Source organism: Staphylococcus sp. NAM3COL9, from assembly GCF_001431205.1.
Taxonomy (GTDB): domain Bacteria; phylum Bacillota; class Bacilli; order Staphylococcales; family Staphylococcaceae; genus Staphylococcus.
The window spans coordinates 11,674-23,719 of the sequence record NZ_LGPC01000014.1 but is presented as its reverse complement, the minus strand read 5'-3'; the positions used below and the strand labels follow the sequence as shown (position 1 = coordinate 23,719).

9 protein-coding genes are annotated in these 12,046 nt (G+C 32.4%); 6 read left to right on the top strand and 3 right to left on the bottom strand.

The window, feature by feature from the left end; genetic code table 11:
* Positions 1-10 precede the first annotated feature (10 nt).
* The 5 genes from ACA31_RS07185 to ACA31_RS07165 all read left to right on the top strand — a co-directional run bounded on the left by ACA31_RS07185 (position 11) and on the right by ACA31_RS07165 (position 5,478).
* Positions 11-1,363 (top strand): isochorismate synthase, encoded by a 1,353-nt coding sequence (locus ACA31_RS07185; protein WP_057512658.1) that lies wholly within the window; start codon positions 11-13, stop codon positions 1,361-1,363.
* Positions 1,356-3,038 (top strand): 2-succinyl-5-enolpyruvyl-6-hydroxy-3-cyclohexene-1-carboxylic-acid synthase, encoded by a 1,683-nt coding sequence (menD, locus tag ACA31_RS07180; RefSeq protein WP_057512657.1) that lies wholly within the window; start codon positions 1,356-1,358, stop codon positions 3,036-3,038. The genes ACA31_RS07185 and menD overlap by 8 nt, the downstream gene beginning before the upstream one ends.
* Entirely contained in the window at positions 3,025-3,831 is an 807-nt protein-coding gene (menH, locus tag ACA31_RS07175) for a 2-succinyl-6-hydroxy-2,4-cyclohexadiene-1-carboxylate synthase (protein ID WP_057512656.1), read from the top strand. Before menD ends, menH begins: the two co-directional genes overlap by 14 nt.
* Positions 3,824-4,642 (top strand): 1,4-dihydroxy-2-naphthoyl-CoA synthase, encoded by an 819-nt coding sequence (gene menB / locus ACA31_RS07170; protein ID WP_057512655.1) that lies wholly within the window; start codon positions 3,824-3,826, stop codon positions 4,640-4,642. The genes menH and menB overlap by 8 nt, the downstream gene beginning before the upstream one ends.
* Positions 4,643-5,025: 383 nt before the next feature.
* Positions 5,026-5,478: a MarR family winged helix-turn-helix transcriptional regulator gene (locus ACA31_RS07165; protein ID WP_057512654.1), complete on the top strand. Its 453-nt coding sequence runs from the start codon at positions 5,026-5,028 to the stop codon at positions 5,476-5,478.
* Between the two features lie 72 nt (positions 5,479-5,550).
* Here ACA31_RS07165 and ACA31_RS07160 read toward each other — a convergent pair whose 3' ends face one another.
* Positions 5,551-6,714: an aminotransferase class I/II-fold pyridoxal phosphate-dependent enzyme gene (locus ACA31_RS07160; RefSeq protein WP_057512653.1), complete on the bottom strand. Its 1,164-nt coding sequence runs from the start codon at positions 6,712-6,714 to the stop codon at positions 5,551-5,553.
* Between the two features lie 123 nt (positions 6,715-6,837).
* Entirely contained in the window at positions 6,838-7,842 is a 1,005-nt protein-coding gene (locus ACA31_RS07155; RefSeq protein ID WP_057512652.1) for an acyltransferase family protein, read from the bottom strand.
* A 203-nt stretch (positions 7,843-8,045) separates the two neighbouring features.
* Here ACA31_RS07155 and ACA31_RS07150 point away from each other — a divergent pair, with 203 nt between their 5' ends.
* A complete protein-coding gene (locus ACA31_RS07150; protein WP_057512651.1) occupies positions 8,046-8,468 on the top strand; it encodes a MarR family transcriptional regulator in 423 nt (140 codons plus the stop codon).
* Between the two features lie 143 nt (positions 8,469-8,611).
* On the opposite strand, the gene ACA31_RS07145 is transcribed toward ACA31_RS07150, so the two are convergent.
* A partial coding sequence (locus tag ACA31_RS07145; protein ID WP_253721373.1) for a GW dipeptide domain-containing protein occupies positions 8,612-12,046 on the bottom strand: 3,435 nt, incomplete at its 5' end.

Genomic DNA, 12,046 nt, shown 5'->3' with positions numbered 1-12,046 from the left:
AGTGAAATAGATGACTTTGGACGTCAAGGAAAGTGAAATTGTCGAAGCGGTATACGAAAGTAATCATACTTGGGTTTCTGTAGAAGCAAAATTAAATTATGAATTAGATCCTACTGTATTATTCCATATTACGGAAGACAGTGCAGGAGACCGTTTTTATTTTAAAAAAAATGACAACGAAACTTCATTCTTTGGCTATCATGCTATTAAAAGATTTAAAAATGACTTTGAAAGTAAACAATCTATTTTCCGAGAATGGGAAAAATATAAAAGTGATATTGATTTAATTCATCCAAATTCAGAACGACATCATTTAAAGATATGTGGTGGATTCCAATTTTCAACACATAAATCTGGAGATGAGTGGCGTGAATTTGGTATTAATCATTTTATATTACCTGAAGTATTGGTAACTATGGAAGAAGGAAACACGTATATTACCTATACTGTAGAAGCAGATCAATTTGAAATGGACTCATTTTTAGCGATTATAGATAATTTAACTCAAGAAAATGTTAGCCCAGATTTTGAAAAAGGTGAAATTAAACGCATTGAGGATATTTATAAAGATGAGTGGCGTGATTTAGTTAAAGATACAATAGATATATTAGATGAAAATAAAAAAATTGTGCTCGCAAGAAAACGATTGATTATGTTTGATAAAAATATAAACATCCCTTATATCTTAAGCCAAGCAACACAAGGTGAACATAATAGTTACTTATTTGTATTAGAATCACAAGACAGTGTATTCTTTTCACAAACACCTGAGCAGTTAATGGAAATTAATGATGAAATACTATCTACAAAAGCAGTTGCAGGTACGATTAAGCGTACTCACCAAGATGATGTGGATAATGATAATATAAATGCATTTTTAAGCGATGAAAAAAACTTAAATGAACATCGCTTTGTAGTAGACAGCATATTGAATGATATTGAATTATATGTGGAAGATATTACGTACAATAAAAAGCCGCAAATTTTAACAAATGATCATTTGTATCATTTATATACAAAGATCAAAGGACAACTGATTAGCGAATCTTACATTGGTTTATTAGATAATCTTCATCCGACGCCGGCACTTGGAGGTTATCCGAAAGAAGAAGCAATTGAATATATTGAACAAAATGAGTTTGGAACACGTGGGCTTTATGGCGCTCCAGTTGGTTATATTGACATGTATGATGATTGTGAATTTATCGTTGCAATTAGATCTATGTTGATTAAGAAAAATCAAGCAACGTTATTTGCTGGTTGTGGAATTGTAAGTGATTCTGATGCAGATAGTGAAGTAGAAGAGACTGCTGTTAAATTTAGCCCAATGATGAAAGCATTAGGAGTCGAGAAATATGAATAACCATACAACTGCATTAACAAAACAGGTATTTACTTTTGTTTCAGAATTATATGCATATGGAATAAGAGAAATAGTGATAAGTCCAGGATCTCGGTCAACACCAATGGCAATTGCAATTGAGGCACATCCTAAAATGAAATCTTGGATTCATCCAGATGAACGTAGTGCCGCTTTCTTTGCGATGGGATTAATGAAAGGTAGCGAGCGACCAGTTGCGATTCTTTGTACATCTGGTAGTGCTGCAGCGAATTATACACCCGCCATTTCTGAAAGTAGCTTGAGTCATTTACCATTAGTGGTATTAACAAGTGATCGTCCACATGAACTCAGAGGTATTGGGGCACCACAAGCGATAGATCAGATAAATATGTTTGCAAATTATACACAATATCAATTTGATTTCCCAATTGCTGATAGTAATGATGACCAAGACTTTATGACGAATACAGTTAAATTCCAATTGCAAAAAGCGAGTCAGTATTTATATGGCCCGCATCGAGGTCCGATTCATCTGAATTTACCATTTAGAGAGCCACTGACACCTGATTTAGAAAAAGTTGAATGGTTAACTTCAGATACAAAGATTATGCCACATTATCAAAAAACGACGAGTCTCAATGAAATAAATGTAATTGTTAAAAAACGTAAAGGTCTTATTATTGTTGGCGATATGCAACATCAAGATGTAGACCAAATACTTACATTTGCGACGATACATGATATGCCTATACTTGCTGATCCATTAAGTCAATTACGTCGTGAGCATCATCCTAATGTTATAACAACATATGACTTATTATATAGAGCCGGGCTGGAAGTGGATGCGGACTTTATAATTCGAGTAGGTAAGCCAGTTATTTCTAAAAAATTAAATCAATGGTTAAAAGAGACGAAGGCATTTCAAATCTTAGTTCAGAATAATGATCGACCAGATGCATTTCCAATAACAGCTCATGTTTCTTATGAGATGTCGGCCAATGATTTTTTTAGACAATTATCTGATACAACTACAGTTGAGCGTAAGCAATGGTTAGAAAAATGGCAATCATTAGAGAAACATGCCAAAGTTGAAATTAAAGATTATGTAAGAACTGCTACAGATGAAGCGGCATACGTAGCGAATGTATTAGACAAATTAACAACAGATGATGCATTATTTGTGAGTAATAGTATGCCAATTCGGGATGTAGATAATTTGTTTATTGACTGTGAAGCAGAGGTCTATTCAAATCGTGGAGCTAACGGTATCGATGGCGTTACTTCAACGGCATTAGGCATGGCGGTACACAAGAAAGTGACATTGTTGATTGGTGATTTAGCCTTTTATCATGATATGAATGGCTTACTTATGTCTAAATTAAATGATATCAACTTGAATATAGTGTTATTAAATAATGATGGTGGGGGAATCTTTTCATATTTACCACAGAAAGATACAGCTGAGGCATATTTTGAAAGATTATTTGGCACACCAACTGGGTTGGATTTTGAACATACTGCGCTACTTTACGACTTTACATTTAAACGATTTGAATCTATTGAAGCATTTAAGTACACTGAGTTATCCCAATTTGGCGCACATATTTATGAAATTATGACGCATAGGGAAGATAACTTGCAACAACATCTTAAACTCTATAAAAAGTTGAGTGATATTATCAATGTTACATTATAAATTTCATCGAGCAAATCAATCAACAAATCAATTATTAGTGATGCTACATGGTTTTATTAGTGATCATCAAGCATTTGATAACCATACTCAAATATTGAATGAAAGCGTGAATATCGTGACGATAGATTTGCCAGGACATGGTGTAGATGAATCTTCATTTAATAGTGAATGGGACTTTCATTTTATTAGCCAAGAGTTAGATGAAACGCTAAAAGTGTTTAAAGCATATCAAGTATTTTTACATGGCTATTCAATGGGTGGTAGAATAGCGTTGTATCATGCAATTCATGGCAACACTAAATTGACAGGTCTTGTTTTGGAAAGTACTTCTCCAGGCATTGAAGATAAAACAGCACAGATAGAAAGACAGCAAGTTGATAATGCACGTGCCAAAGTATTAGAAATTGCAGGATTAGAGGTTTTTGTTAATGATTGGGAAAAACTGCCATTATTTTATACGCAATATGATTTAGATAATGCTACTAAAGTAAGTATTCGTAATATGAGAATGCGTCAAAATGCATCACGAGTAGCAAAAGCATTGAGAGATTACGGTACTGGAAAAATGCCTAATTTATGGTCGGAATTGAATCAAATACAAATCCCAACATGTATTATTGTTGGGAATTTGGATGGTAAATTTTGTGAAATTGCTCAAAAAATGGTTTCAATTATACCTCAAACTGAGCTTTTTGAAATAGCACAAAGTGGTCATACTGTTCATGTGGAAGAAATGGCAGAATTTGATAGAATAGTATTAGGTTTTATTCAAAAGGAGGAGCAAAATGACTAGACAGTGGGAAACAATTAAAGAATATAAAGAGATTAAGTATGAATATTATGATGGAATCGCTAAAGTAACAATTAACCGTCCTGAAGTTCGTAATGCATTCACACCAAATACGGTACAAGAAATGATGGACGCATTTACTAAAGCACGTGATGATCAACGTGTTGCTGTTATTATTTTAACAGGTGAAGGAGATAAAGCATTTTGTTCTGGTGGTGACCAGTCAGTACGTGGCCACGGTGGCTATGTAGGTGAAGATCAAGTTCCTCGTTTAAACGTTTTAGATTTACAAAGACTTATTCGTGTAATTCCAAAACCAGTTATCGCCATGGTAAGAGGTTATGCAGTAGGTGGGGGTAACGTATTAAATGTTGTATGTGATTTAACAATTGCTGCAGATAATGCTATCTTTGGTCAAACTGGACCAAGAGTAGGATCATTTGATGCTGGTTATGGTTCTGGTTATTTAGCTCGTATCGTAGGACATAAAAAAGCACGTGAAATTTGGTATTTATGTCGCCAGTATAATGCACAAGAAGCATTAGATATGGGATTAGTTAATACAGTAGTACCACTAGATGAAGTAGAAGATGAAACTATTAGATGGTGTGAAGACATTAAGAAACATTCACCAACTGCTTTAAGATTCTTAAAAGCTGCTATGAATGCAGATACAGATGGTTTAGCTGGTCTTCAACAAATGGCTGGAGATGCAACATTACTTTACTATACAACGGATGAAGCAAAAGAAGGTAGAGACGCGTTTAAAGAAAAACGTGATCCCGATTTTGACCAATTCCCTAAATTCCCGTAAGGAATTATCATATTAACCCTTTATTGAGGGTTAGCCAAAAACTGTCGACAAAGTTTAATACTTTGTCGACAGTTTTTTTGTGCACTTTTCGAAAAATACAACTTCAACCTTACTATATAATTTTATATACAGTCACCTAGGACATGACCTCAGATTATTGCTATGTTACATATACTTCATTGATTTTGCACATAATAAAAGCATAAACAAAGATCAATGACTGGAATAATTACATGAATTGTATTGTTTTATAAAAAATCAAATAGCGCATCAATGTATAGGTATAAATTTGTTATTTTTAAAACTCTTTTAACATTTATAATATATTTGACTGTAATTTAAAAATATATTAATATTATAATGAAAAGAAATGAGGGAGAACAATGGCATCAGACACTAACGACCAAATAAGAAAAGAAATGTGCTACTTATTTTATATAACGAGTAAAGAAGTTGCAAATCGCTTTAACCGTTACTTAAAACAGTATGATATAAGTTTTCCTAACTATATTGTATTGCTTTATATTGAAAACGATAAGAATGTTTATATTAAAACGTTATGTGATGAACTCTATTTAGATTCTGGTACTATAAGTCCTATAATTAAACGTTTAGAAAAAAAAGAACTTATTAATCGTATCAGAACAGAAGAAGATGAACGTAGAGTTAAAGTGAGGTTAACAGAAAAAGGATTGAAACTTAAGGAAGAATTCAGCAAAATCTCCGAAGATGTTATTCAACAATTTGATATGGAAGGTGAAGAGTCGGTTACTTATTATCAAATTTTAAAAGCGTTTGCTGAGAAAAATGTTTTTAAGAAAAATGAAGATTTATAAATATAAAGCACCCGCTAAACATTGAAGGTAATTCAACATTTAGCGGGTGTTTTTATGTTTATAATAAAATATTTATTGTTGATAGTATTCGTTAAGAAATTCTTCTAGCCTTCTCATACCTTCTTTTAAGGCATCAAGGTCATAAGCATAGGATATACGTACATGGCCTTTACCTAAATCAGTAAAAGATGAACCTGGCACCATTGCTACATGTGCTTTTTCAAGTACATTAATACAAAATTCAAAATCATCATCAGTAAAATTTTTGATGCTAGGGAAGATATAAAAAGCACCTTCTGGTTTAGCATCAAGCTCAAATCCAAGGGACTCTAATTTTTGAATTAAAAAATCACGACGTTCAATATAAGCTTTATTCATATATTGTGGCGCTTCTAAACCTTCGTTTAAAGCAGCAATACAAGCAATTTGTGCAGGTACATTTGCACAAATACAATTATAAGCATGCATAAATGTTAACTTTTCAATTAAGTACTCAGGTCCGATTAAAAATCCAATACGAATACCAGTTGCAGAATGTGATTTACTTAAACCACCTACGAGTAAAAGTTGATCGCGGATTGCATTAAATTCTGCAAAAGAAGTATGTTTTCCACTAAATGTGTTTTCAGCATAAATTTCATCACTAATTATGAAAATTTCTTTATCTTTCAATGTCTCAGTGATTGCCTGAACCTCATCATACGACAATATGACACCAGTAGGGTTAGTTGGATAGTTGAGTAATATTGCTTTTGTATTGTTCGTAATATGAGTTTCTATGGCCTCAGGAGTGATTTTATACTTAGACTGAGTTGTATCTATGAAAATAGGCACGCCACCTAATGTTTTAATTAAGGGAATGTATCCTGCATAAATAGGGCCAGGAACAATAATTTCATCGCCTTGGTTAATAATACTTCGTAATGCTGTATCTAATGCTTCACTAGCGCCATTAGTAATAATAATTTCTTCAGCACTATACTTAAAATGGTAACGTTGCTCAAAATATTCACTTACAGCGTTTCTTGTTTCAATTAATCCTTTGTTATGCGAATAGGTTGTTTGATCTTCATTTATCGCGTTAATGTATGCAGATTTAACTACATCCGGCATAGGAAAATCTGGTTGGCCAATCGTTAAATTGATACAGTTATCAATGTTCTTAATACGACTTGAAAATTGACGTATACTTGGTGCACTTAAATATTTAGCATTATTGTTTAAAGAAAGTTTCATTGATTATTTCACCTCAAGATTAGAAAAACCGAATTGTATTTTTATATGTATGATTAATAGATATCATCAAAGTATTTCTATCATAACATATTTAAAATAAATACAATTCGGTAAAAGCCTTTATTAACCTTTAAATTTAGAAGGTGACTGCAAATTAATGACTGGATTTGTCCATTTTGATACAAAACGTGTCGATAAAATATAGACAATGATACATGTTGCACTTAAAAGATAAATATAAGTTAATACAGATATTTCATCTTTAAAGGGATGAAGACCAAAACCACGAACCACTCCGATTACAAGACCATGTAATAAATAGATATGCATTGTTCTACGTCCTATATAAGTGAAGAATTTTTCTTTTTCAGGTATTAAATTTAAGAAAGAAAACATAGTTGCTAAAATAATAAAATAAAGTAGTAATCTTTTAAAAGGACTGTAAAGATCTTGTTTTCCTTCTAATGAAATGTATGGTGAATCACCTAACAACCAGTCTGAGTTGATTGGATGAATTGTATAAATTATATAGAAAACTACTAAAATTGTAATAGCAATAGGGACGAACTTTTTATTTCTTAAAATTTGAGTATGATTACCTGTAAATAAATAACCTAAATAAAATATCGGAAAGAACATAATCGTTCTAGAAAAACTTAAATAATTATCAATATTGTCAGAATAACCAGCAAATAATGAAAAAATGATTGCTATTGGTAAGACAAAATAAGGTTTATAGTCTTTAACAATTACTAAAATCACGTGAAAGAAGAATAATGTAAGTAAAAACCATAGTGCGAACACCGGATCGAAAGGATCGAACTGAACGCTATCTTCTTTACCAGTTAAATAATAATATAAAGAGAAAAATCCAAAGAAAATAATATAAGGTATTAATAGTTTTTTAGAGACTTTTTCTAAATAACCAACTTCTCCTGCTTTTTTAGCAAAGTAACCAGAAATAAATAAAAATGCTGGCATATGGAAGCTGTATATTGTTAAGTACAACGAAGATAAATATGTGCTTGTTTCAGTGTAGGGTTGTAATAAATGCCCAAAGACAACAAGAAATATCAACGCTGCTCTTGCATTGTCAAAAAAGTAATCTCTTTTTTTTGCTTGTGCCATGCTTTTTCTCCTTTAAAAGTGCCGGATGAATTTTATAATCACTGATACTAATTTATTATAAATCATATGATAAATGCAACAAAATAGATCGATTTGTATTTTATTATTGTATATTATGTAGGATAATATTATAATATTAAAAAAAATAATAGTGTCGTTTGTTGGTGGTAACAAGTAAATTAATATAGTGGAGATGAAGCAACATGTACAAACAACTAGAAAAATTAATTACACTGACGAGTAATGATTTGAACTTAGTAAGTAGAAGGTTTGGCCAACGTACAGATTTAACTTCAGAACAATTAGAAATGTTGAGAATTTTATACAATTATGAAATTTTATCTCAATATGACTTAACTATGAAAATTAATAAAGAACAATCAATTGTTTCACGTTGGATAAAAAAACTTTGCCAAATGGGATACATAACTAGTAAACAATCTAATAAAGATTTAAGATGTAAAGATTTAATGGTAACGGATAAGACAAAGGAACTCGTACAACAAATTAATGAGGTGAGGGTAGCTTTAATTGAAGCGCGTTGCCAAAATTTAACTTCACAAGATATAGAAGATTTAAATCATTTGCTATATAAATTAAATGTTCATCAGGATTATTTACGCTAGTTTATTGGGACCATTAATTTATTTGAAAGCATCAGAATATAAAAATTTAAGAGTACATGTTTCACTTATAGAAAATATCTATTGAGTGATCATGTACTCTTATTTTAATTGTATAAAAGCAAGTATAGTATTTTAGGTGTAAATTAAGCTTTATAAGTATTTACATCAAAATATTTACCTAATTTATCCATTGAATCATAGAAACCTTTAATACGTGTCGCATTGTGATCTGCCCATCTTACGTCAGTTGCATATTGATGTTCACCTGGATTTTCGGGATTCCAACGCATTTTATAAAGTGTGTTTTGACCTTTGCTAACATATGAACTAGAGATAAATTTAGCACCACCAACGATTGCTTTTTTAACTGTATCCCAACCATTAGATTTGGCAGTAGCGAAACCTTGTTTAACTGCATCGCTATCAACTGCTCCGATACCAAACATATTATAGTATTTGTTTGGACCATCTGTTACAACTTTATCATCTACTACATCGCCACCGTTAGCAAGTTCTGAAGTACCATCACCTGTTTCTAATAGGGCATGTGAAATTAAATAAACTTCATTAATATTGTAAGTCTTAGCTGCTTCACTGAATGCTTCGCCTTGACCTTCTAAAATACCTTTACCGACTAAAAGTTTATCTAAATCTGTGGAAGCTATATCTTGAGATTTATCTAAACGCAAGAATTGATATTTTTGAGTAGAATCTTGTACTAATTTACCTGTATCCATAGCATTTTTTATCTCGATAGGAGTAGCATCTTCCCATTTACCAGGTGTGTGTTGAATTTGAGGTTTGGTTTTCAAACCTGCTTGCATTGCTACAGCATCATCTAGGGTTAAACCAGATTGATAATATTTGATTAATTCTTTGCGCAAGTCTTCTTCTTTAATCCAAACCATTTGGCCATTAGATAGTTTACCGTGATACCAAGTCACACCATTGACAACTTGTTTCTCGAATACTGAAAAGATACTTTCATAGAAATCTTTTAATGAGCCTGCCGATTGAGTAGAAGTAGGATCTAAGTAATAACTACCATCAGCATTATAAATTACATAATCAAAGTTTTGAGGTGTAACTGCCGATTGAGTTACGTCAGATGTTTGAGCTTCGGTTACAACTTTATTATTTTGGTTTATGTGTAAATCTTTAGCTGCAATCCATCCAGTCTTGTTATTGACATTACCGTATACGTATTCATCTTTATCAACTTGAACCGATTTAGAAGCATTAAATTGATTGTTGTTTACGTTTTTTAATGAATCTAATTGCTGAGCTTTTGTACCCCAAGGCACTGCATAAAGTCCGTTATTTGTGGATTTAACTGTGAACTGACCATTTTTAGCAGATGTTTTACTTAAATCACGTGTATTGATGTCTTTTGTATTAACCCAACCTAATGGTGTCTTTTGATTAGCGTTTTGAATTAATACGTAAGTGTTATCGCCTTGTGTACGTTGTTTTGTAACATTAAATGTACGACCAGATAATTTAGACGCATCTTTGGATTTTGTATCATGGACTGCGGTCTTAATGCCAGAATTTGTATTGTTTAATTGACCAATTTTACTTACCGATTGGGTTTGATTTGCTGTATTTTTAGTAGCAACTTCATTAACTGTAATATCATCAGTTTGCATCCAACCTAAATTAGTATTCGCTTTGTTATCTGTAATTAAGTAGAAACTATTACTTCCAAGTGTAGCTTTTTTACTTAATTTATAAGTATTGCCATTCACGTATGGTTTTTGTACACCTTGCTTGTCGTAAACTGACGTGTAAACACCATGATTTGTTTTGGCTACAGTACCTTGTTGGTTAGTAAGATTACTTACAGATAATTGACTTGTATTTGTAGATGTAGCAGCAGTTGAACTTGGTGTAGATAACTTGCTTAAACTTACCCAACCAGATAAATCATTTACAGAACCATAAAGATAGTTTGTTTGACCAATTTGCTGTTGTTTCGTTGCTTTAAATGTTTGATCAGCATTACCTGAAACAGTTCCCGTTTTTTGAGTACTAGTACCCCAAGGGACTGTGTATAATATTTCGCCTGGTTTAATATTAAAGGTTTTGTTTATTGCAGTAACAGGTTTAGCTGTATTATAATTCACATCATTTTGGTGAACCCAGCCAATTAAATTACCTTTATTATAATCAATAACTAAATAGAAATTTTCATCGCCGATTTTAGCGGATTTTGTAACTTTAAATGTTTGATTTGTGCGATCTGTTTCCTTACCTTGTTCATCGTACACGGTTGTATATAAACCATCATTTTTAGTATTGATACGGCCAACACCATTATTAGCTTCTACTGTTAAAGAACCTGTTTTTGGTGGAGTAACAGTGCCTGTATTTCCTGAATCACCTGTAGCTATAGAGTCGTCTGCACCACTAGTATTACCTGAAGAAGGGGTTCCCCAAGGTGCTGTTTGACCAGTTTTAATTAAATATTTTTCATAGATTAGGTCATATAATTCATCATAACTGTAGTTAAATGAAGCTAAATAACCATGTGGATCTGTATGATTAGACCCTCCTAAGAAATTACTAACGGCTTGGTGAGTCCAAACTGTACCTTGTCCATCGTACTCAGCACTATCAGGTGAAAGACCATAATATTGTAAGTTTGTTGCGGCATAGTCAGCATAATTGTTAATTGAATGTGCAAATGAATCATAATCATGCGTATGAACTAACTCAACATGGATAAAACGATCGTTTGCAGCTGGGCCGGCTCCCCAAGCAAGATAATCAGTATTTGCTGTTTCTATAATACGATCGCCATCGATATATGCATGAACGAAAGCACTATTGTAATTGTTCTTCATATAGTTAATTTCACCAGTAATAGTTGAATTATCATTTGCAGTATCATGTAAAACGATACCTTCCGGTTTACCATAACGATAACTATATTGTGGTAAAAAACTTGCAATATCTTGTTCATAGGTTGGAGATTCAAAATTATTATTACGAATATAATCGTTAAGTGATGAATTCACTTGTGGAGTATATTTTGGCAATGAACTTGTAGTACCTGTCTCTCTAGTCACTGCAGAACGCGTTGAAAATGTATTGTTTGTATCTGTAGATGCTACTCTAAGTTTAGGAGTCACTTCTGTACTTAATGTTGTTGCAGTAGCACTTGGCACATTTGATTTAGTTGCGACAGCTGTCGCAGTTGATGTAGTATTATTGTCTTCTTCAGAATCTTGTTCATTTAGGTCAGAAGAAGTATTATCTTCTTTATCTTGTTCAGGAGATTGATTAGCTTCATCATCTTGAACGTCTTTATCCGAAGTATCTTCTTCAGATTGTTGAGCATCTTCAGAATCTTGTTTGTTTAGGTCAGAAGAAGTATTATCTTCTTTATCTTGTTCAGGAGATTGATTAGCTTCATCATCTTGAACGTCTTTATCCGAAGTATCTTCTTCAGATTGTTGAGCATCTTCAGAATCTTGTTTGTTTAGGTCAGAAGAAGTGTTGTCTTCTTTATCTTGTTCAGGAGATTGATTAGCTTCATCATCTTGAACGTCTTTATCCGAAGTATCTTCTTCAGA

Bases quoted from the DNA above. Each gene is read 5' to 3' on its own strand.
- ACA31_RS07165 (WP_057512654.1), top strand. From the start codon at position 5,026: ATGGCATCAGACACTAACGACCAAATAAGAAAAGAAATGTGCTACTTA.
- ACA31_RS07185 (WP_057512658.1), top strand. From the start codon at position 11: ATGACTTTGGACGTCAAGGAAAGTGAAATTGTCGAAGCGGTATACGAA.
- menB (WP_057512655.1), top strand. From the start codon at position 3,824: ATGACTAGACAGTGGGAAACAATTAAAGAATATAAAGAGATTAAGTAT.
- ACA31_RS07150 (WP_057512651.1), top strand. From the start codon at position 8,046: ATGTACAAACAACTAGAAAAATTAATTACACTGACGAGTAATGATTTG.
- menD (WP_057512657.1), top strand. From the start codon at position 1,356: ATGAATAACCATACAACTGCATTAACAAAACAGGTATTTACTTTTGTT.
- menH (WP_057512656.1), top strand. From the start codon at position 3,025: ATGTTACATTATAAATTTCATCGAGCAAATCAATCAACAAATCAATTA.
- ACA31_RS07160 (WP_057512653.1), bottom strand. From the start codon at position 6,714: ATGAAACTTTCTTTAAACAATAATGCTAAATATTTAAGTGCACCAAGT.
- ACA31_RS07155 (WP_057512652.1), bottom strand. From the start codon at position 7,842: ATGGCACAAGCAAAAAAAAGAGATTACTTTTTTGACAATGCAAGAGCA.